At 67.9% G+C, this 20,168-nt stretch carries 22 protein-coding genes; 8 read left to right on the top strand and 14 right to left on the bottom strand.

The window, feature by feature from the left end; translation table 11 throughout:
* Positions 1 to 20 precede the first annotated feature (20 nt).
* The 6 genes from KIF24_RS16860 to KIF24_RS16885 all read right to left on the bottom strand — a co-directional run bounded on the left by KIF24_RS16860 (position 21) and on the right by KIF24_RS16885 (position 5,132).
* A complete protein-coding gene (locus KIF24_RS16860) occupies positions 21 to 200 on the bottom strand; it encodes a hypothetical protein (protein WP_221084859.1) in 180 nt (59 codons plus the stop codon).
* Entirely contained in the window at positions 197 to 817 is a 621-nt protein-coding gene (locus KIF24_RS16865; RefSeq protein ID WP_221084860.1) for a hypothetical protein, read from the bottom strand. Before KIF24_RS16865 ends, KIF24_RS16860 begins: the two co-directional genes overlap by 4 nt.
* Complete coding sequence (locus tag KIF24_RS16870) at positions 814 to 2,025, bottom strand: pyridoxal-dependent decarboxylase (protein WP_221084861.1); 1,212 nt, start codon at positions 2,023 to 2,025, stop codon at positions 814 to 816. The genes KIF24_RS16865 and KIF24_RS16870 overlap by 4 nt, the downstream gene beginning before the upstream one ends.
* Positions 2,022 to 2,696 (bottom strand): hypothetical protein, encoded by a 675-nt coding sequence (locus KIF24_RS16875; protein WP_221084862.1) that lies wholly within the window; start codon positions 2,694 to 2,696, stop codon positions 2,022 to 2,024. The genes KIF24_RS16870 and KIF24_RS16875 overlap by 4 nt, the downstream gene beginning before the upstream one ends.
* 139 nt (positions 2,697 to 2,835) lie before the next feature.
* The gene (locus KIF24_RS16880) at positions 2,836 to 4,287 is read right to left on the bottom strand and encodes an APC family permease (RefSeq protein ID WP_221084863.1); all 1,452 of its coding nucleotides are present in this window, start codon (positions 4,285 to 4,287) and stop codon (positions 2,836 to 2,838) included.
* 524 nt (positions 4,288 to 4,811) lie between these two features.
* Complete coding sequence (locus tag KIF24_RS16885) at positions 4,812 to 5,132, bottom strand: hypothetical protein (RefSeq protein ID WP_221084864.1); 321 nt, start codon at positions 5,130 to 5,132, stop codon at positions 4,812 to 4,814.
* Positions 5,133 to 5,823: 691 nt separating this feature from the next.
* Between KIF24_RS16885 and KIF24_RS16890 the strand changes: the two genes are divergently transcribed.
* The 8 genes from KIF24_RS16890 to KIF24_RS16920 all read left to right on the top strand — a co-directional run bounded on the left by KIF24_RS16890 (position 5,824) and on the right by KIF24_RS16920 (position 13,672).
* Complete coding sequence (locus KIF24_RS16890) at positions 5,824 to 6,705, top strand: helix-turn-helix domain-containing protein (RefSeq protein WP_221084865.1); 882 nt, start codon at positions 5,824 to 5,826, stop codon at positions 6,703 to 6,705.
* Positions 6,702 to 6,902, top strand: a complete 201-nt coding sequence (locus KIF24_RS16895; protein WP_221084866.1) for a DUF397 domain-containing protein — start codon at positions 6,702 to 6,704, stop codon at positions 6,900 to 6,902. The genes KIF24_RS16890 and KIF24_RS16895 overlap by 4 nt, the downstream gene beginning before the upstream one ends.
* A gap of 377 nt (positions 6,903 to 7,279) precedes the next feature.
* Positions 7,280 to 8,767, top strand: a complete 1,488-nt coding sequence (locus tag KIF24_RS16900; RefSeq protein WP_221084867.1) for an XRE family transcriptional regulator — start codon at positions 7,280 to 7,282, stop codon at positions 8,765 to 8,767.
* 77 nt (positions 8,768 to 8,844) lie between these two features.
* Positions 8,845 to 9,885, top strand: coding sequence for an asparaginase (locus tag KIF24_RS16905; RefSeq protein WP_269440620.1), 1,041 nt, complete (start codon positions 8,845 to 8,847; stop codon positions 9,883 to 9,885).
* Positions 9,878 to 10,348 carry a PPC domain-containing DNA-binding protein gene (locus KIF24_RS16910; RefSeq protein WP_221084868.1) on the top strand — a complete coding sequence of 157 codons (471 nt, stop codon included), beginning with the start codon at positions 9,878 to 9,880 and terminating at the stop codon, positions 10,346 to 10,348. The genes KIF24_RS16905 and KIF24_RS16910 overlap by 8 nt, the downstream gene beginning before the upstream one ends.
* Before the next feature lie 373 nt (positions 10,349 to 10,721).
* A complete protein-coding gene (locus KIF24_RS33005) occupies positions 10,722 to 11,048 on the top strand; it encodes a hypothetical protein (RefSeq protein ID WP_230415559.1) in 327 nt (108 codons plus the stop codon).
* A complete protein-coding gene (locus KIF24_RS16915) occupies positions 11,021 to 12,148 on the top strand; it encodes an IS1380 family transposase (protein WP_230415557.1) in 1,128 nt (375 codons plus the stop codon). The genes KIF24_RS33005 and KIF24_RS16915 overlap by 28 nt, the downstream gene beginning before the upstream one ends.
* Before the next feature lie 177 nt (positions 12,149 to 12,325).
* Complete coding sequence (locus KIF24_RS16920) at positions 12,326 to 13,672, top strand: hypothetical protein (RefSeq protein WP_221084869.1); 1,347 nt, start codon at positions 12,326 to 12,328, stop codon at positions 13,670 to 13,672.
* Here the strand turns inward: KIF24_RS16920 and KIF24_RS16925 are convergent.
* The 8 genes from KIF24_RS16925 to KIF24_RS16960 all read right to left on the bottom strand — a co-directional run bounded on the left by KIF24_RS16925 (position 13,669) and on the right by KIF24_RS16960 (position 20,119).
* A complete protein-coding gene (locus KIF24_RS16925; RefSeq protein ID WP_230416531.1) occupies positions 13,669 to 14,535 on the bottom strand; it encodes a phosphotransferase family protein in 867 nt (288 codons plus the stop codon). The two genes, KIF24_RS16920 and KIF24_RS16925, sit on opposite strands and share 4 nt — an antisense overlap.
* Positions 14,536 to 14,749: 214 nt before the next feature.
* The gene (locus KIF24_RS16930; protein WP_221084871.1) at positions 14,750 to 16,081 is read right to left on the bottom strand and encodes a hypothetical protein; all 1,332 of its coding nucleotides are present in this window, start codon (positions 16,079 to 16,081) and stop codon (positions 14,750 to 14,752) included.
* The gene (locus tag KIF24_RS16935; RefSeq protein WP_221084872.1) at positions 16,078 to 16,824 is read right to left on the bottom strand and encodes a diguanylate cyclase domain-containing protein; all 747 of its coding nucleotides are present in this window, start codon (positions 16,822 to 16,824) and stop codon (positions 16,078 to 16,080) included. Before KIF24_RS16935 ends, KIF24_RS16930 begins: the two co-directional genes overlap by 4 nt.
* A 164-nt stretch (positions 16,825 to 16,988) precedes the next feature.
* Positions 16,989 to 17,534: a hypothetical protein gene (locus KIF24_RS16940; protein ID WP_221084873.1), complete on the bottom strand. Its 546-nt coding sequence runs from the start codon at positions 17,532 to 17,534 to the stop codon at positions 16,989 to 16,991.
* On the bottom strand, positions 17,531 to 17,881 hold the full coding sequence (locus tag KIF24_RS16945) for a hypothetical protein (protein WP_221084874.1): 351 nt from the start codon (positions 17,879 to 17,881) through the stop codon (positions 17,531 to 17,533). Before KIF24_RS16945 ends, KIF24_RS16940 begins: the two co-directional genes overlap by 4 nt.
* Positions 17,882 to 18,128: 247 nt before the next feature.
* Positions 18,129 to 18,929, bottom strand: coding sequence for a hypothetical protein (locus KIF24_RS16950; RefSeq protein WP_221084875.1), 801 nt, complete (start codon positions 18,927 to 18,929; stop codon positions 18,129 to 18,131).
* A gap of 12 nt (positions 18,930 to 18,941) precedes the next feature.
* Entirely contained in the window at positions 18,942 to 19,514 is a 573-nt protein-coding gene (locus KIF24_RS16955; protein ID WP_221084876.1) for a hypothetical protein, read from the bottom strand.
* Complete coding sequence (locus KIF24_RS16960) at positions 19,511 to 20,119, bottom strand: hypothetical protein (protein ID WP_221084877.1); 609 nt, start codon at positions 20,117 to 20,119, stop codon at positions 19,511 to 19,513. Before KIF24_RS16960 ends, KIF24_RS16955 begins: the two co-directional genes overlap by 4 nt.
* Positions 20,120 to 20,168: the final 49 nt, after the last annotated feature.

The following is a 20,168-nucleotide window of genomic DNA, read 5'->3' on the forward strand; positions in this document are numbered from 1 at the left end:
TCGTGACGCGGTCGCGGGGTCTACTCGGGTGTCGTTGCGAGGTGGGTGAGAGCCCCGAGGAGGAGGAAAATGACCAGCGCGGTGGCGGCGATCCGGCTGATGCGGTAGCGGATGATCAGCCAGGTGGTTCGGCTGCTGGCGGCGAAGACGAGCGCGAGGACAAGCACGATGACGCCGATGGCGGCGCCGGGGGCGGTCATGATTGGCTCCGGTGGTAGCCGGGGATGGTGAGCTGGGCCTGGCCCCAGTGCGGCTGCGACAGCCTCGGCTGCTCGTGAACAAGGAGCCCGGCCGCGGCGTGGAAGCCCAGGAGCTGCGCAAGGCCGGCTCGGGTGGTGTGGACCTGCAGGATCAGGCGGTGCAGGGTGACGGCGTCCAGAGTGACCGCCGGTCTCGCTGGCAGGCCCGGCTGCGCGAGCGGGTACGCCGGTGGTGGGGGTGCGTGTTCGGTGAGCCAGCGGCCGAGGGCGGCGCGGCGACCGTTCGGGAAGTGGATCAAGGTTTGGGTGCGCCAGACGGCGAGGTAGGTGGCGTGGTCGGCGGTGTCGAGGGGGTGTTCGGGTGCGTCCGCCGGTAGGGCGGTGGCGATCTCGATGGTGTTGATGGGCCGGCGGGTATCGGCTGCCGGCGCGGAGATGACATTGCAGATCCAGCCGCCGTGGTAGGGGTGCAGGGGGGTGACGGTCCAGCCGCGGTGCAGGTAGAGCCGCTTCCCGCCGGCCTCCTCCGGCGGTCGCAGCCGGGGCTGTGACCGCAGGTAGTGCAACGCGGAGACCAGGGATGGATCCGGTCGGGGCACCGTCTGTGGGTTGGTCATGGTGAGGTCCTTGTCCGGCTCAGGCGGGTACGCGGAACACGGGCTTTGGGAGAGGGCGCCGCCGGTGACGCGGGCGGGCGGGCGGCGGTCAGGTCGGTGATGAACTCGTCGATCTGGTCCTGGGTGACGCCGGGCATGCAGACGATGTGGGCGGTGTGCCCGTCGCTGGCCAGGACCCACTTCGCCAACACCTGCGCTGGGGGTTGGTCGAGGGTGACGGTGAACGCGTGCGGGTTGAGCCCTGCCGGCCAGCCGATCCGCTGCAGTTCGCGGTAGGTATGGGTGGCCAGGTCGCGGGCGGCCTGTGCGCGGTGGCGGAGTCCGTCAACGCCGAGGGTGGTCAGCGACCACCACAGCAGCAGGGGGGTGTGGCCGGAGCGGGATCCGGTGATGGTCGTGTCGGCGCTGCCTGTGTAGGCGATTCGGCCACCGGCGGGAGTGCGGGGCGGTTCGGCGTAGACGAGGACCCCGCATGGCATCAGCGTGCTCAAATACTTGTGGCCGCTGATGACCATGCTGGTGGCGCCGGCGGTGAAGTCGAACCCGGGTCGGGTCTCAGCGGGAAGCAATGCCAGCGGGATCCCGGACAGGGCGGCGTCGACGTGGATACGGCGGCGGGTCACGGCCAGGTCGTCGCAGGCGGCGGCGATAGCCGCGACGTCATCGACGGCTTCGCGCATCGTGGTGCCCGCCGTGGCGACGATCATCGCCGGGCGGTGCCGGCGGCGGGCGATCTCCCCCGCCAGGTCGGCCACGTCGATCCGTCCGGTGTCGTCGGTACGGACCATCACCAGCGGCAGCTTCAAAAGGCGGCTGCTCTTGGCGACCGAGTAGTGCGCGGCGGCGGAGGTGTAGACGACCAGGTCTGAGTAGCGCTGCCACGCCTCATCCAGAGCGTGCAGTGTCCCCTCCGACGAGCCGCCGGTGACATACCCCCACGCCTGAGCTGGTGCGCGGAGCATGTCGGCGACAATGGCGACGACTTGCTGCTCGATGTGCTTGGTGTGGGCGCGGCCGTGACCGAGGTCCCACGGATCGCCGACGTTGTTGAGCAGCAGACCGGTCATGATGTCGGCCAGGGCGGGGAAGGTGACATCCCGCGCGCCGGGGAACCCGATGTCGTAGCGGCGGCTCTCCCGCGCTCTGGCGAGCAGGTCCGCTACGACGGTCTCGGGTTCGACGCGGCCATCGACGGCCGGTGCTATCACGGCTGCCTCCGCCGTGATCGTGGATCATGCCCCCGCCCGGCGGCGGGCCGGGTGACCTGGCCGGAGCGGGCGAGGTCGGACTGCCACAGATTGTGGTTGAGTTCCGCCATCCACCGCAGCACATTCGTGTGTTCCGGGTCGGTGGCGAGTTGATCGATACCGACGACGTTGTATGTGTACGGGGCGTCGATCATTGACGAGCTCAGCGCGTGCGTGGAGTGCACCGTCATGGTGTTGAACTCGGACAGGCCGCGCCGGTCGAGGGTGATCGTGGTCGTGTCGGTCATCACGATGCGGACCAGTCCCGGCACATCGCTGTACCCGTCGACCCTTTCCCGGGTCTGCTCCCAGGAGCCGGTGTGGGTGTCCAGGCTCGACACGGCCAGCCCGACGTACCAGGCGTCGGCGGCCATCTGCGGGTCCACCCGGTCGGCCAGATCCCGACGCGGGTCGAACGGTGTGCCACCACGCTGCGTGACCACCTCGTTCAACCGGAACAACAACCGCGGCAGATCCGCCGCCTCGGGCCCGGCCAACCACAACCGGGTGGCCGCGTGCACGGCCAGCCAACCCGGCCGGTCGGGCTGGGCGTAGAGGAACGCGAGCGCGTGGGCGGCGAGCGGGTCGTGGTAGCGACGTTCCCAGGCGTGCATCGCGTGCTGCACGTTCATTCTCCGCAGCCGCCCGATGGCCTGTATCCGCAGACTCGTGTCCCGTTTGAGGTCCTGCAGCCTGGCCTCATGATCATCCGCCGGACTCCGCGTCCCGGTTTCGTGCCGGGCGAACCCTGCCGTTTCCGCCGTCACGCCCTCACACCTCCAGCTCGGCCAGGCGCTGGTCCCGCACGGTCAGGGCGTTCGGAGTGCCGTGGCCGAGTTGCTGGTAGACGTCAGGATCGGCGTGGCGTAGCCACTCGCCCCGGGCCAGCCCGACCAGCCCGGCGCCCGCGACCAATGCCGGTATCAGCCAGGGCAGCGGCGAGCCCGGCGCGGTGCCCAGCAGTGATGCCAGGTTGCCGGCCATGAACACGAGGACCAGGAAGCCCACCACGGCCCCGACGGCGGGGAACACTTGCCGAACCCACATCGACTCGTTGGCGCCCCGCCCGGCGGCGAAGAATCCCAGCGCGGCCACCGACGCCACCGTCAACAGCAACATGATCGATACGGCGCCGATCGTCGAGCACCACACGAACAGGGTCATCGGATCGGCGCCGGCTGCCACGAAGGCTGTCACCACCACGGCTGCGGTCACGGACTGGACCGTCGAGCCGCCCAGCGGCGCCCCGCCGTGCGCGCCGCCGCTGACCGCCGCCATCGCCACCGGCAGGACCCGCTCCCGCGCCAGCGCGAACACATACCGGGCCGCAGCCGAGTGGAACGCCACCATCGCCGCCACGACACTGGTCACCAGCAACAGGGTCGCCAACGTGCCCACACCCGCGCCGAACACCCGCTCCAGCACCGCGAACGGCGACTGCGTCGGGTCCGCCGCCGCGAGCACCACCGAGCCCGGACCGACCGCCGTCGCGTACGCCCACGCCGAAAGGCAATAGAACAGCCCGAGGAACAGAATCCCCCCGAACGTCGCCCTGGCGACCGCCCGTGGTGTGCGGGACTCCTCCGCGAACGCCGGTGGTGTCTCCGCACCGGCGAACGCGGCCATCCCGAAAGCGAGGGCACCGGACACCCCGGCCGTCATCAGACCCGACGGCGCCAACGACTCCAGACTCACCCCACCGGCGGCCGGATTCGAGAACGCGGCGATGTCGAACAACACGATCGTGGCCAACTCCACCGCCAACAGGGCACCGAGCACCCTCGCGTTCGCGGCACCGCGAAGTCGGCCCAACACCGCCACGACCAGCCACACCAGCGCCGCCCACGCCCACCACACCCCGCCGGCCAGCCCCGCCAACGTGGCGCCGATCAGGCCGTACAACGAAATCTGGATCGCGTTGTAACCCAGCAGCGCCACTGCCGCGCCGGCCACCCCGAGTCTCGGGCTCAGCCCTCGCGCGAGCTGGGCGTAGAACGGGGCACTATGCGGAACGTGCCGGGCCATCGCCACATAACCCACCGCCAGCAACCCCAACGCCACCATGATCACCAGGAAGGACAACGGCACACCGACCACACCCGTCAGGGCGTACGTCGACACGATCCCCCCGACCAACACCGTCAGCGGGGAACTCGCGCCCACGCCGAACACCCACAGAGCGCCACCACCGAGCGTGCGCCGCGCCAACGTCACCTGACTCACGCCGCCTTCACCCCCGCCGCTGGGAGCTGCGCGCGAGGACAGTCAGGAGCCTTGCAGTCGCGGCGGTGCCGGCCGTGCACCGTGAAGTCATTCGCGCTGATGCACACCACCGACAGCTCGGGTCGCATCGGGCCGGGACGCCAGAACACCTGATCCCTTTCCAACTGGCCGTGTGCGTCCGCTTCGGTTTCACGAGCCCGGATGAACTCGTGTGTGCCGTCTGGCCAGTCTCGCCGCACCGCCCATCGGACCGTCGAGCTAGCCACGGAACGGGCACCTACGCCGTTGATTGGCGGGTTGGCGCGGCGGCGTCTGCCGAACCAACCGACTCCCATCTTGAGACCGTCCACGACGGCATTCCTCCCCAGAACTGTTTGGACGTCGCCGAGTAGCCGGCTTCATGGCGGTGGCGCTCTTGGCGTCGGCTTGTCGCGACCTCAGCGATGCGGCGCCAGTAGGCCGGGTCGTGTGCAATGGGTGCGACTACGCCGCCGCGCCCTGGTGGCGACGAGGGCGGACGCGATCTATTCGCGGGCGACGAACCTCACGTCGGCCACCGTTCCGCCAACCTCGATCCGCGAATAGAGCCGTGTGAGCACTTCGATCGGGTCGGCGGACCAGCGGCCAGCCAACGTCGGAGCTGCAAGGGCCGCCTCTGCGCGCACCCGGCGCTCGATGGCGTCGGCGTCGATGGGCCGTAGTCGGCAGCCGCACACGCTCAGGTACTCACGTGTGGAATCGGGTGATCCCCATTGGCAGAAGCGCTCGCCGCATGCGCAGAACAACCACCCGAGCAACGGATACGACGCCGTCGATGAGACTGGAAATACCAGATCGCTTTGCACCGTGGTTTCCTCCAACACCGCCAATGAGGCAAGGAGGTGCCGGGCTGGCCTGACCCCTTCCCAACGGTGCGGTTGGTCGCGCAGAGAGCTGCGCGACCAACCGCACGGCCGGGTCCGGCCACGACACTCGGGGGAAGGCCGTGACCGGACGCCTCGGTGGGCATGGATATGCGAGGACAGCCGGCGGCCGGCAGGGCCGAGGTACTGCTCGCGTCGCGACAAGAGAACGCGCCGATCGCGCACATCGGCGTCGGCCGGGTCGAGACCGGCCGCTGCGACGGGGGTTGTCGCACAAGGCAGCACAACGCCCACGGTCCACCTGCTACGACGTATGGTCGTCGCTGTGGTTGGCCCGATGGCGGTCATTGCGCCTCCTCAGCAACAGTCGGATCATGCTCGCCAGCCGTGCACTTCATGCCGGCTGATCTTCGATGCCGTGACCCATCGATGGGTCGCATGTCGTGTGTTCACGATCACTGACAGTCCGCTGCCTTGGAACCCCGAGTTACCAGGAGACTTACCAGGAGACTTAGCAGGAGACGTGCCTCTGACCTGCTGATTCTCGACATCGATCAGTGGTGGGCGGACTCCAACGGTTCAAAGTCGGGGTTAGGCTCTGGCCGCACCGGACAGCCGCCGATGGTCGGACAGTCGCGGTGCCTTTGCGTCTGTCTGCACCGGAGGGCCGTTCATGATCAGTCCGTATGTGCGACGCCGCCGGCTCGCAGCCGAGCTACTCAGGTTGCGGGAGGAACACGGCTACTCCACCCAACGGCTCGCCAAGGAGATCAACGTCCCACGCCAGCGCATCAGTCAACTCCAGAACGGGCACCTGCGGCCCGACTTGGACGAGATCATGCGCATCCTCAAGCTTTTCAACGTCGGCGAACGTCGCTGGCAGCAGATCATGACCATCGCCCGTGAAGCCCAGGAGCGTGGCTGGTGGGAAAAGTTCCGCGACGAGATGGGACCTCGCCAAGCGTTGTACGCCGACCTCGAAGCCGGCGCACGGTCCATCGTCGAGTACCAGATGACGCTATTGCCGGGCCTGCTCCAAATCCCCCGGTTCACCGAGGTTCGGGCGCGGGCCGACCGGGGCGCATACCCAGAGGACTTCGACCCAGCCCGCGCGCTGGAGGCAAGAGCGATACGACAGCGTGTACTCGAACGTGCCGGCGGGCCCAGCTACGAGGTGATCATTGACGAGTTGGCAGTCCGGCGCTTCGCCGCGCCGCCGGACGTTGTCCGTGCCCAGATGGACCACCTCGTGCACGTCGGCCGTAGCCGCAAGAGGATCACCATCCGCGTGCTGCCACTGATGGCGGCCATCGCCGGTCATGTCGTGCCCCGGTCGGCCTTCTTCACCTATCGTTATCCGGACCCCGGCGACCCGATCGTCGTGGCCGTCGACACCGTCACGTCCGACCTCGTACTTACCGAACCGGCCGAGATCACCTACTACCTTGACCTCTACCAGCGACTACAGCAGGCGACGCTCAGTCCCGCCGACAGCCTCGACCTCCTAGCCGCCGTGGCTGAAGACCTGCCCAACTACTCAGGGAGCCGACAATGAACCCGAGCAAATTCACCAACTGGCGCAAATCCCGCCGCAGCGGCGGCGGCGACAACTGCGTCGAGGTAGCCGTCGCCGCCGACGGCCCCGTAGGCGTCCGCGACTCCAAGAACCCCACCGGCCCGATCCTCGAGTTCAGCCCACCCGAGTGGCAGGCGTTCACGAGAGGCGTCCGCGACGGCGAGTTCGACGCATAGCCGGCGTACGGCGGCCACGAGGCGCCGCCCTGGTGGACGGCGCTGGTGCCGCTCGGCACACCGCCGTCCACCACCCGGAGTAGCTGCTAGAAGACAGGTATCCACGCTGTCATGCTGAGCGCACCGGACCCGTCCAGACGTACAGCCGCCCGCACGAGAATGATCACCGCACGGCGGCGGAGGTGCGAGGGGAAGGAGCACTGAGATGCCGCGACCACACGTGGCCGCAGCGCGGCGTCGAATTCGTGTCCTCTCGCGACGGTCCGATGCGCGTCGGGAGGTTGACTAAGGTGGGCGATCGCCGCAAGCCACCGCCGAACACGCTGCTGTCCCGAGCGCGACAACGGCTGCCTTCGCCAGCCGGTTCGGGACGAAAGATGTCCCGGCAGGAGCTTGCCGAATCTGTCAACGCCTACTTGTGGGACACGTATAAGACGAAGGAGGCGCTCGACGAAACGGACATCGGCAAACTGGAACGAGGCGAGAACCGCTGGCCACGCGAACGCCGACGTGAAGCCTTCCGCGTCGTCCTGCACGTAAGTTCGGACGCTGAACTTGGGTTCTATATCAACCGCAACGCCCAAACAGCAGAGCTCGATCAACCCTGGACACTGCCATCGCCCGACAGCAGCAGCCCAGGAACTCTGCAACAGATCAGCCAAGCGCAGCCCGACCCTTCGGCGGCTCTGTCGCTGCTGACCGGTGCAGGACTCGCGCTACATGGGATTGAATCGGCGCAGACAGAGGACCACACGCTCGCGGCGCCGGCTGGTCGCTTCTTCGATGGGCAATCCGTCGACACACGCGTCTACCCCGCTGTCGATGACGGCCGCGTCCTCACGGCAGTGCCCGCCGACTTCGCTAACAGCCAGTTTCTTCGCAGACCCCGCCGTGGGCTGGTCGTGGGGGTTGTCGAAGGTGACGAGCGGCCTCGCGGTTTCGGGCTCGACAGCCGGCAGGCGCGGCGGCGGCTGATCAAGGCTGGCCCAGCGGCACGGCTGCTCATACCTCCCGCCTATATCTTGGACGATGTAACGGCCGGAGTTCTATGGGCCGTGGTCAACTTGGACGAACCGCTGCTTCACGACGACGGTCTCCTGTTCGACCTCCAGCAGCAGTTGGCGCAGTACGAGGCACTTCCACATTCGTCGGCCGGGCGCGATCTCGCGTCGGATCTCACGAGGGTGTCACAGATGTGGTTGGGCAGCGACTTCTGTGCTCAACACATCCTTCGTCACCTTGCCGACCTTTCCAGCCCTCCCGAATTTTGGACCCGGGAACAGCGTGGCGAAGAGGCGAGCACATGGCTGCTGTTCCGGCATAAGTACGACTATCTACAGGCCGTCACTGACCGCTTCTCCGGTGGAGCACTGAGCCGCGCGTTTTGTATTCCGCCCGAGACAGTCGTCGCGTCACCATGCGCCGAGCGCATCCTCCTCATCCTCGCCGCAGCCCTGATGGAATCGTTTTCGATCCGCGTCGATGTATGCGCCGACCCGGAGTACGCGGCCGTCGAGGGCTTCGTGCTGGACCGTGGACGGCAAGCCATTGTGGCGAACTGGGTGGGTGCCGACGGAATCTGGCAGGTTGGTGTCACCACCACCCGCCCGGCGATATACGACTACGGCGAGACTGCGGCCTACACGAGCGCACATTCTGTCGTGCCAGGGCGTTCACCCGGGCAGCGTCTACGGGCAATGGCCGACTACCTGGAGCTGGACTGGCCATGGCTGGTCCAGCGTTGTGCCCAGTTGGGACAACACGGCTGCGCAGGACTCGCCGGGCCTCGCAGCCGACTACTCTCCGTCGCTGGATTGGATCGGGCATGCCGGTACCTCAGCGAGGTCGGGGCGGCGACAGACTAGGCTCGCGACACGCATCCGTCTCGTCGAGGTAAAGGACGCCACCCGTGCCCGTTGCTACACCCGGGGAGCGCCGGGTCTTGTTGATCAGCCTCGGCGGCACGATCGCGATGACTCCAAACGCAGGCGGCGGCGTCGCCCCGGCACTGTCCGCTGACGAACTTCTGGCCGCCGTCCCCGGCCCCGCGGATCTCGATGTCGTTGTGCAGACCACAGACTTTCGGCGACTTCCCGGCGCCTCACTGGGCTTTGATGATCTAGTCGCGGTGATGACGTTGATCCGGGAACAGCTCGCCGCCGATATCGACGGTGCCGTGGTAGTTCAGGGAACCGACACGATCGAGGAGACCTCCTACCTGCTCGACCTCTACCACGACGGGCCGCAGCCGGTCGTGGTCACCGGAGCGATGCGCAATCCGACGCTGGCTGGACCTGACGGGCCGGCGAACCTGCTCGCGGCGGTCCAGACCGCCGCGAGTCCAGCCGCACGCAATCTCGGCTGCCTGGTCGTCCTCGCCGATGAGATTCATGCGGCACGGCACGTCCGTAAGACCCACTCCACGGCGGGCTCCACATTCCAATCCCCTAACGGAGGCCCGTTCGGCTACCTCGTCGAGGGTCAGCCCCGGTTCGTCAATCGCACTACTCACAGAACCACAGTGCCCGCGCCAGCCGCCGGTCGCCACCCCCGCATCGCGCTACTCACCGTCAGTCTCGGCGACGACGGCGTGCTTCTAGACGGTATCGCGGGCCGCGTCGACGGAGCTGTCATCGGCGGCTTCGGCGTGGGCCACGTTCCACGCCAGCTCGTACCGGCGCTCAGCGATCTAGCGGACAAGATCCCAGTCATCCTCGCCAGCCGCACCGGCGCCGGCTCTGTTCTCACCAGCACTTACGGCTTTCCTGGTTCAGAACGCGACCTCCTCAGCCGGGGGCTGATCTCGGCCGGTTTCCTCGATCCGCTCAAAGCTCGCATCCTCCTGCGGAGCCTGCTGGCGGCTGACGCCGACCGCAAAACGATCAGTGCGGCATTCGCCATCGCCGGCGACTACGCCGACCCCGAGGACTGGCCGTGGGCGGAGAGCCTGAACGCAAAGACTGAAGGGGTAGCCCGTGCGTAGCCAAGAGGTGGTCCTCAGCCGCACGTTCGCCGTGGCGTTCGACCATGGCGAGGACTTCTTCGTGGCCCTGGAGGAGTTCTGCCGCACCAACGGGGTCCGCCAAGGTTTCGTGCCCGTCTTCATCGCTGGTTTCGCCGAGGTCGAGATTGTAGGCACCTGCGGCAAACTAGAAGACCCCCAGGCTCCGGTCTGGTCCGCCGTGCACCTGACCAACGTCGAGGCGCTCGGCGGCGGCACGATCGCCTACGACGAAACCGAGAACCGGATACAGCCACACATCCACGTCTCCGTCGGGCTCAAGGAACACAGCGCTACCGGCCACACAAGCCATCTGCTGTCGGCGAAGGTCCAGTTCCTCACGGAAATGCTGATCGTCGAGGCGTCTGCGCCGGCAATGAGCCGCGAGCGGAATCCGGCGCTCTACGACGTCCCCCTGCTCCGGTTCGACACCACGATCGGATGACACCGTCGCCTAGCCATGCGAACCTACATCGTCCGTGACCACGCAGCAGATCCGGCGGAGGTGCGCTCTCCGAGCGAGCTTGTACCTGTCGGCTTCCGCGTCCAGACGATGACCACGCAGCCGGGGGCGATCCGCGTCATCACCCAGCGAACCATTCCTGCGGTCGGAGGCGTGAACAGGTGAGTAGCCGCCGCATCAAGCCAGCACCGAACACCTTGCTGTCTCAGGCACGGCGGCGGGCGCCTTCCCCATCAGCCTCCCCTGTTCAGAGGGGGATTTGACTGATCGAGGTCAGTGAAAGAAAGGTGCACCTGACCTGCAAGGATGTGGGTGTCGAGTCCATGTCCACAGCAGAATCGGGTGCACCTTCCTGGTGAGTAAGGGTAGTGGGTGGGATCAGCGGCTGGTCGTCGGCTCGGGCGGGAAAGGGCTGGTCGGTCATGCGGGTGCGGTCCTGCTGCGGAAATGCGCTGATCGGACCGGTCTGACCAGCGGATTGAACAAGGTGCTGCCGCGCGGCAAGGGCCCTGGATGGTGGGATCGCGGCACGGTCCTGGTGTCGCTCGCGGTCGCGATCGTGCTCGGCGCCACGAGCATGTCCGACATCGCGCTGCTCGCCCATCAGGGCCTGGTCTTCGGTGATCCCCGTCGGAGTCGACCGTCCGGCGAGCGTTGGCCGGCCTCGACGAGACCGCGTTGAAGCGGATCGGCAATGCGCGGGCGAAGGTCCGCGCCCACGTGTGGGCGCTGCTCGCCCGCCGCCCGCAGGGATTCCCGTGGCTGACCGTCGCGGGCAAACTCCTGACCGGGTGGGTGGTCATCGATCTGGATGCCACGCTGATCACCGCCCACAGCGACAAGCAGGGCGCGGCGGCCACCTTCAAGAAAGGCTATGGCTTCCACCCGCTCGGCGCGTGGTGTGCCAACACCGCGGAATGCCTGGCCATGCTGCTGCGGCCCGGCAACGCCGGATCGAACACGGTTGCTGATCACATCCGGGTCCTCGGCGACGCGATCACGCAACTCCCGGTCGCCTACCGGCGCAAGCTGCTGATCCGCGTCGACGGTGCCGGCGCCACCCACGAGCTCCTGGAACATCTTCAGCAGATGAACCGGGCGTGGCGCAGCGTGAAGTTCACCGTCGGCTGGACGATCACCACCGCCGACGAGACCGCGATCAACCAGATCCCCGCCGACGCCTGGAGCGACAGCCTGCACCAGGACGGCACCGCCACCAGCGACGCGCACGTCGCGGAACTGACCGGCCTCAACCCGCGCCTGCACGCCTGGACCGGCACACTACGGCTGCTCGTACGCCGGGTGAAACCCTCGGCCCGGCACGCCAAGAACCTCACCGACCTGGAGAAACGCACCGGCTGGCGCTACCAGATCGTGGCCACCAACATCACCCGTATCGCCGGCGTGCCCGGCTCGCACCAGCCGCAATGGCTCGACGCCCTACACCGTTCTCACGCCGGCGTGGAAGATCACGTCCGCGGCGCAAAGGCGATGGGCCTGCGCAACCTGCCCTCGAAAACGTGGACGGTCAACCGCGGCTGGGTCCTGACCGCCAACCTCGCCGCCGACCTGGCCTCCTGGACCAGACTGCTCGGCCTGCACGACCAGCCGGATCTCGCCGACGCCGAACCCGACACCCTGCGCTACCGGCTGCTGCACCTGCCCGGCAAAATCGCCGTCCACGCCCGCCGCCGTGTCCTGTCGATCCCCGAGACCTGGCCCTGGGCCGACGCGTTCACCCTCTGCTGGCAACGCCTCACCCAGCTACCACTGACCACCTGACCCCGACTCCCGCACCTACCAGCAGAAAGGCTGCCCTCCGAGGGCCGGAGACCTCGCGCTTCCACAGCGACACGTGGCAGTCCCACCCCCACTCGGGCCGGACAAAACGGTCAGCCGAAACGGTCAGGCAGGGGAGCAAAACCCTCTGACGGATCGAGGTCAGGCTCTGGACGGTCGATGTCTCGACAGGAACTTGCCGAAGCCGTCAACGCATACCTGTGGGACACATACAAGGCCAGGGAGCGGCTCGACGAAAAGGACATCGGCAAACTTGAGCGGGGCGAGAACCGGTGGCCCCGCGAGTGCCGACGTGAGGCGTTCCGCGCTGTCCTGCGAGTCGATGAGGACCGACAGCTCGGGTTCTACGTGGTCCGCGGTACCAGCGGCGCGAGGTCGGCCAGAAGCGAGGCTCGACCGATCCCTGCGGTGGCCGTGGGTGGGGCTTCTTCGACCCGTTCACCGAATCGAGCCTTCGATGTCGGGCTGGTCCGCCTGACGGGAGCCGCCTGGTTTGGCATGCTGCCCGAGGATCTAGTCGAGCTACCCGGTCCGTGGACGACCGACATGGACACACCTACCAAGATCGAAGCTGCTCATGTGGAGGCCCTACGGCGCAGCATCGCCCTGTTCGAGCACTGGGACCACCAGTACGGCGGCGGACTGGCTCGGGCCGCGATGAGCGGCCAACTTCAGTGGGCATGCAGAGCTGCCCGCACTTCGGTCATGACGGAGACGACGAGGCAGGCTTGGCAGTCAGTCGCGGCCCGGCTCGGTGACCTCGCGGGCTGGGCGTGTTTCGACGCCGGAGAGAGACCTGAACTCGTACAGCACTACTTTCTGACCGCGATCCAACTCGCCGGGGAAGCCAACGACGTCCAGCAGCGCACCCACACAGCCACATCGATGAACCGCCACCTGACCTACCTTGGCCGAACCTCTGAAGCCCTCGACATTGTCGGCTTGGCCCGCCTGGGTTGGCGGGAGCTGCCGCATCTCGGTCGGGCCGTCATCGGCATTGCGGAGGCCCGTACCCACGGCAAGATCGGCGATAGGCAAGCCTGCGAGCAAGCTGTCCAACTATGTGATCACCACTTCGCGAACAGTTCCCCGGACGGAGTGGTTGACCCGACGTGGGGCTACTACGCCGACGCTGCCCAGATCCTCGGTGACGCCGGACATGCACTCTTCGACCTGGCTATGACCTCCGGCGACGAGGACCAGGCCGAAGCGACGATCAACAGGCTGGAAGCGGCGTATGTGAGCCACTCGCCGGAGTCTGTCCGGTCGAAGGCCCTGACCATGATCCGGATCGCGTGTCTGAAGGCACGCCACCGGGATCTCGGGGAAGCGCTGGACGCTGCCGATCTCGGCATAGCCGATGCTCGCGAGGTCCACTCACGTCGCATCGCAGACGATCTTCGTCTGCTGGACAGGGTTCTGGCGTCCGTCCCCACTACCCGGGGCAATCGCGACCGGCTCGCGAAGGTTCGCGCCAGTATCGTCACGCCTGTCAGTAGAGGCTAGAAGCCGGTCCATCCGGCTGGAGCTGTACCGTCCCGCAGCGTCGCGAGACGGTGTCGAAGCTGCGTCTCCCGCTCGAAAGAGTTCTCGGCCGACTGCGCGAGCCACGTCGTCATCCTCACCATGCGAATCCCCCGCAGCACCGGCCACGCGGCGCTGGTGCGCACGTCATAGCCGTAAGCGTCGACGAAATTGGCGTACTCGCTCGCCGAGAACCACCCGCACTCGTGGTAGAGCGCAGTCAGGGTCAAATCCCATTCTGGTGGCCCGATCGCCACGGTCTCCAAGTCCACAAACGCGGCCCGCCCGTCGCGTGTCTGGAGCAGGTTGTCCATGTGCGCGTCGCCGTGGATCACTGCCTCCCCCAGATCGAAGTTGGCCCGGCGCCATTGCTCAGCCAACCGGTCGCGCAGCTCAGTGAGGAAGACGCTGTCGGCGTCGTCCAACATCGTCGCGGCGGCCACGCGTTTCTCGAACCGAGCAAATGGGTCTAGCCGGGTCAGGAGGGAAGTCGGCGGCGTGGGGATGGCGTGAAGCCGCCGTAGGCAGCCGGCGAGGGTGACCAGATCCGCCGATCCGCCATTGGCGAGGAACTCCCAGAACGAAACTACGAAACCGCCAACGAGCACCGGCGCAGGAACCAAGGGCAGCACGACCGGCACATCATGGGAGAACAGCCACTTGGCCACGACCAGTTCGTGACGAACATGATCAAACTGGCTCTCATCCGGGATAACTCTGGCAAGCGCCCCGGCGGCGGGCAGCACCACCACGCCGTTTTCGCCCACCCGAAGTGCGCGAGCACCGTCGGCCACGAGACCAGCGCGAGCGGCAGCCTGCGCTGCTGCGCTGACGGCTTCATCCATCCGCACGCGATCATCCTGCCATCAGGAGATCGAACCCCCGCCGAGGAGGGCCTGGCCCGCGACGCCGCCGGAGCCGTCGACAAGCCGCGTGACGGCCTTCGGGCTGCTGGAGTAACCCGGGCAAGATATGGACCTATTACGCAAAAAAGGTCCGTCTGCGTGGCACAGGCCGGTGTGTAGGAGGGGTAACCGCCTACACACCGGCCCGGCGTGACTAGTCGTCGTTCGTCGGTGGCTGTTCGTGTTCGTCCGCCGCTCTGCGTACGCGCGTGCTGCCGAGGATCCGTACGGTGGTGCTGGCCCTGATCGGTGCGCCCTCCGGCCCCTTGAGGAACGGATCGATGTCCAACTTCTTGCGCAGGCTACGTCCAGGGCCGTACGCCTGGTTGCGCTCATGCGCGCCGACCCAGTACCGATGATCAGGTTTGGCCCTACCGGTCGAGGTGCGGACCTTCGTGGTCTCGGCTGATCGGGATTGCGCGCTCGGGGCTTTGATCCGGATGAGCCGAACCTCGGGCGGTTTCCGGCGAGCGCGTGCGTACGCCTTGCGGATGGACGAATCAACTGGGGTGGGCTCGCCCTGTGTGAGCTGCTGGGCGATGATCAGCCAGGTGGCGACGAGCCCAGCGAGGGGATCATCGCCGTTGACCACAGCCTCGCGTGAGAGGTGGGCGGCGTGGACGGGAACGAGCCAGCCGACCTCGCGCCGGACCGTCTCCATGGCGGTAGGTGGCAGGTCGAGACCCAAACTGCGGTAGCAGACCACGTGCCACCCGGTCGGTTGCGGAGTCCAGGAAGCGGCGGCAATGCGGTGGCGTCGGTCGATCGGGTTCGACCACGTGAGCAAGCCGCTACCCGCAGGTACGATCCGATCGGTGACGGCGGTGTTCGGCAGGTCGGCCAGCACCTCGGCGACCAGCGACGTGAACTCCGAGTCGATCCAGTAGAGGCGGGCTTGGTCGAGCCCGCCAGCCAGGAGCCCGCGCGTTTCGGTGTTGTCCAGCGGTGTGGGCAACTCTACGGGTCCGCGGAACAGCCCGGCGAGGCGATCCCGGACTTTCGGCAGGGTCGCCGCCTTCAGGTTCGTCGGTTCCCACTCACCGACGGTGAGTAGGACTCTGCCGGGCTCCCGGGTGCGGACGATGGTCCGGTGGATGCCGGCGAGGATCTGCGCTTCGAGGTCGGTCGGGCGCCACCCCATCGCGGCGCTGCTGCGCCGGGTGAGCGTGACGTCATCGTCCTGTTCGATGAGCTGGGCGCAGCGAGCGCAGGCATTCCATCGGGTGCTGTAGGTCTGCGTGACCGGGAAGTTGCCGCCGACGGACACCGCCTCGATTTCTGGCGTGCGGTACGTCCACAACGGCTCGTCGGTGCTGCACATGTGACACCGGCGGTAGAGGTCATCGTGCTGGTACGCCGGTATCGGTTGCGGGTCGTGGCTGTCCTTGCGCGGCGTGACGGGGTGCTCGAAGGTGATGAGGCCGTCGTGGTCGATGGCGTTGAGTGCGTAGCCGCAGACCGCGCACGCCATGTCGCGCTCGATCATGCGGTCACCTCGCCGCCGAGCTGCCCGCCGCTGGCAGGGTGCTCGTCGCGTCGGCGTGGGCCGTGGCGTCCGGCGTTGCGGGGCATGCGCATCTCGGGCCGGTAGGTGCGGTGCGTGCCTCGTTGTTGTTTGGCGTGGTACAGGGCGATGTCGGCGTGGTGAAGCATCGTGTCGAACGTGCCGAAGGTGCCGTCGTAGACGGCGATACCGGCGCTGGCCTGCGGGTGCACGGTGACCTCGCCGTCGTCGGTGGACAGTGTGGCCGGCTGGGCGAGCTGGTCGAGGATCGCCGCGACCGGCTTGGCGTGGTCGTCACCCGGGTCGGCGGGTAGCAGCAGGAGGAACTCGTCACCGGCGAGGCGGGCCGCGGTCGCGCCGGCCGCCTTCGCGGCGTGGGCGAGGCGTTCGGCGATGGTGCGCAGCAGGTCATCGCCGACGTCGTGGCCGTAGGTGTCGTTGGTGCGCTTGAACCGGTCCAGGTCGATCAGTGCGACGACGGTGGGCCGGCCGAGCGTCTCGCGGACCAGGAAGACCTTCGCGGCCGACGACCGGTTGGGCAGGCCGGTCAGCCGGTCATGACCAGCGATGTAGTTGGCGACGCGGAGCAGGCCGTCCAGCGTGTCGATCTGTTCGCGCAGGCCGGTGACCTCGGCGCGCAGGTTGCGGAGTCTGGGTCGGGTGCTGAGCCGGCCCGCGATGAAAGCGAGCGCCGCGCTGGCGGCGAGGGCAGCGAGAATGGACACTGGAGTCCTCTCTTCAACGAGAGAACCCGGGACGCCGACGTTTCGTAGGCGGTGGCGTCCCGGGTCCAACAATGACGAAGGCCCGCCGGTTGGCGGGCCGCTTTTTGCGTTTGTGCCGCGCCGGTGGGCGGCGCGCATGGCGTTCGGTTGTGCCGCGAGCCGCGCTACGTCGGCGGGTGGCGCAGCGGCTCGGGTCCGGTCTCGACCAGCCGTCCGTCGGCGTAGTCGAATCGGGTGGCCGACATCCACGCGGCAGGTAGGAACATCAGGGCCGGCGGTTCGCCGATGAGCGCCACGTCGTACGCCCAGGTGACGGCGAGGATGACCGGCTGGGCCTTCTCCATGTCGGCGAACCCGGGCGCGGCGGTCAACTCGGTCAGCCCGCGCCGTTGGTGCCGCTCCAGGCCCAGGTACGGGCACAGGTCCAGAGCTGCCCGAGCACACTCGACATGTCCCGGCGGATCGGTGAACATCCGTTGGTGGAACCCGCCCGGCCCGCCGACGAACGCGACGAGGAACTCCTGGCGTTGACCGCACAGCCCGCACAGCCGGTCGCGGACGCACTCCAGGACCCGGCCGCCGTTGATGAGCGCGAAGTTGACGCTGCCGTCGTCGTGCTCATTGACGTACGGGATGGGCAGCCCTCGGCGTGGGTCGACGGGCCGGGCCGCGAGCCGCGCCGGGATGTCCGGGCGCTGCGGGCGGGTCACGGGGTGTCTCCCGGCTGCGGGTCGACGAGCCGCCACCCGCTGTTCTCGCACGCCCACATCTGCCCGTGCACGGTGACCGTGTCCCCGACGGACAAGCTGCGCAGCGGACCGGTCGCCTGTTCGGCGAGGGCGAGCTGGATGGCCCTGGCCGGTCCGGTGGGCGCCTCGCCGGGGTGGTTCGACGCGACGAACGCCGCCTCCGCCCACTGCTCGGCGTCGTAGGGCGACCCGTCGCCTTCCAGCATGATGGTGACGAGCTGCTGCCGCGCCCCGTGCCGGTAGCCGTCGGAGAAGCTGACGTAGTCGGCGTCGCGGTCGGACTCGGTGAACCCCAGTGTGACGATCACCGGGCCACCTCGCCGGCTGGTGGAGTGCACCTATTCGGACGTGCTGTATTCATCGGAATGCCAGCGGCGTTCAATTCGCGGGCTGCCGCCAGGGCGTCAGCCTTCGTGCGTGTCGTGTGAACAGCGATGTCGCGGTCGGCCGTGTCGACAACCGTCCAGCGCGCGTAGTCACGGGTGGAGCCGTGTGGGCCCCGCACCTGGTATCTGGCCATTGCCCCTCCATGAGATAGGTATCCGTATCGGTCAGTCAGTTGGGGATCATGAACCACGGCCATAGGTAGAGGCCGAGGGCGTAGCGTCCGGCGGGGTCGGGGTGGACCCGGTCGACTTCGACCTCGCGGGTGGTGCGGCCGTCGTCGACCTCCCAGCAGATGACGGCGACGTCGTCGTGGAGCCGGATGAGCGGGTGTTCGCCGGGCATGTCGCCGATCCGCGCGCAGGCCAGGGCGTCGGCGATCTGTTCGACGGTGGCGCGGTCGAAGGTGGGCAGGACCCCGTCGAAGACGGTGTAGCCGTCCGCGATCAGGGCCGGCAACTCCATGTCCATCACTTCGCGGCAGGTGACCGTGGCCGGTGTCCAGGTCGCGTCCGCCGGTGTGATGTCGTCGCGGTGGTTGACGACCTGGTAGCCGTCGATGGTGTGCAGGGCGCTCGGGTCGAGGACGAACCAGTGACCACCGGCCCGTGCGCCACGGCGGAGAAGCTTGATGAGCGGCGTGCGGTCGGGGTCGCGGTAGCGGCGGTTCAGCCGCAGGAAACCGGACGCGCCGTCGAGTTGGCCGGGCGTGCCGAGTGTCCCGGTCTGACTGTGCCGCCAGGTGCGGGCCGGCACCCGGTGGGGTCTGCCGTCCTGCGCGTACCAGATGGGTACGCCGTTGGAGCCGAGCCAGTCGTTGTCGGGCTCGGATTCCCAGATCAGGGCCGGTTGGGTGGCCGAGCCGGCGAGGGCCTGCGCGCGGGTGATCCTGCGCTCAGGTGCGGCGAGCGCGTGCTCTGCCAGTGGTAGTACGTCGTCCAGGTGCCACCACAGACGGGTGGGACGTGTCATGCCGGAACTCCTTCAGTGGATCGTCGGGTTGTGCGGGGTTTGCCGGTTCTGCCGGCTTTCCGGGTGCGCGATCGGGCGCACGCGGAGGATCTGGTCGGGCAGCAGCAGTGCCGCTGGAAGGTGAGCGTGTGGGTCGGTGATGACCGTGTAGTCGCGTGCCCAGACGGCGTTCCACGGCTCGGCGGCCTGGCCGGCGCGGCGGCCGGCGGGGTCGCCGAGGACGATGCCGGTGCCGGCGAACACCTCGGCGTGGCCGCCGGCCCGGTAGTGGTCCATGCGACCGGCCAGCATCGGGCAGGCGGTGATCGAGTAGTGGAAGCATTCGGGGTGCATCGCGGCCTCGGGGGCGATGCTGCGGTCGAGGTCGCGGTCGCGCATGGCGAACACGAACCGGGTCTGAAGGCGCTGTCCGCAGATTTGGCACCAGCGGCGGTGTAGGGCTTGCGCGGCGCGGTCGGCGTCGACCGTGCCGAACCGGTAGCGGCCGTCCGGAGTGTGGGCGGTGATCCACGGCACGACCAGCCCGGCGATCAGCGGCCGGTGTCCCAACCTGAGCGGGATCGGTGGAACGCCGGATTGGGTCATGGCTGGACCCGTTCCCACACGAGGCTTCCGGCGCCGACGGCGTAGAGGCCGTCGTCGTCGGGTTCGTGCCGGGTCGGCCGGACCGCCGAGTGCTCGCCGCGTGACACGGTGAGTACGGCGCCGGTGAAGGTGAGCGTGATGCGTTGCCCGCGCTGGCCGGCGAGGTCGTCGCTGATGCGTTCGGCGGTCTTGCGGGTGAACCTCGGCGCCACGTCCGGCCGCTTCGTGTCGGCCAAGGCCGGGTACACCTTCGGGCCGATGTCGCGATCGTGGACACAGACCGGTGTCCAGTTGGTGTTGACTCCGGTGGGCAGGCTGGCGAAGCCGACCTTGTGCGCGTCGGCGGCGAACGCGGTGATGGCCTGCCAGGCGAGGTTGCGGGCGGCGGCCAGCAACCGCACCGACGTGTCGATCATTCCTTGGCCGTTGCTGGTGAGCTGCGCGGCGAGGGCGATGTTGGTGAGGTCCAGGGCGGTGGTGAAGCCGGCCGCGTGGGCGGCGGCCAGCATTCCGGTGGTGGAGACGTACATGTCGAAGTCGTATCGGTCGGTGTGCAGGGTGAGGCCGTACCAGTCCTGCACCCATCGTTCGATGGTGGTTGTCACGGTTGGTTGTTCCTTCCGGTCGTGTGTGGGGGATGTGCCGGTAGCCCGC

This window comes from Micromonospora tarapacensis, assembly GCF_019697375.1.
GTDB classification, from domain to species: Bacteria; Actinomycetota; Actinomycetes; order Mycobacteriales; family Micromonosporaceae; genus Micromonospora; species Micromonospora tarapacensis.

Bases quoted from the DNA above. Each gene is read 5' to 3' on its own strand.
- KIF24_RS16955 (WP_221084876.1), bottom strand. From the start codon at position 19,514: ATGACCCAATCCGGCGTTCCACCGATCCCGCTCAGGTTGGGACACCGG.
- KIF24_RS16950 (WP_221084875.1), bottom strand. From the start codon at position 18,929: ATGACACGTCCCACCCGTCTGTGGTGGCACCTGGACGACGTACTACCA.
- KIF24_RS16925 (WP_230416531.1), bottom strand. From the start codon at position 14,535: ATGGATGAAGCCGTCAGCGCAGCAGCGCAGGCTGCCGCTCGCGCTGGT.
- KIF24_RS16895 (WP_221084866.1), top strand. From the start codon at position 6,702: ATGAACCCGAGCAAATTCACCAACTGGCGCAAATCCCGCCGCAGCGGC.
- KIF24_RS16875 (WP_221084862.1), bottom strand. From the start codon at position 2,696: ATGAACGTGCAGCACGCGATGCACGCCTGGGAACGTCGCTACCACGAC.
- KIF24_RS16865 (WP_221084860.1), bottom strand. From the start codon at position 817: ATGACCAACCCACAGACGGTGCCCCGACCGGATCCATCCCTGGTCTCC.
- KIF24_RS16890 (WP_221084865.1), top strand. From the start codon at position 5,824: ATGATCAGTCCGTATGTGCGACGCCGCCGGCTCGCAGCCGAGCTACTC.
- KIF24_RS16920 (WP_221084869.1), top strand. From the start codon at position 12,326: ATGTCTCGACAGGAACTTGCCGAAGCCGTCAACGCATACCTGTGGGAC.
- KIF24_RS16860 (WP_221084859.1), bottom strand. From the start codon at position 200: ATGACCGCCCCCGGCGCCGCCATCGGCGTCATCGTGCTTGTCCTCGCG.
- KIF24_RS16930 (WP_221084871.1), bottom strand. From the start codon at position 16,081: ATGATCGAGCGCGACATGGCGTGCGCGGTCTGCGGCTACGCACTCAAC.
- KIF24_RS16900 (WP_221084867.1), top strand. From the start codon at position 7,280: ATGTCCCGGCAGGAGCTTGCCGAATCTGTCAACGCCTACTTGTGGGAC.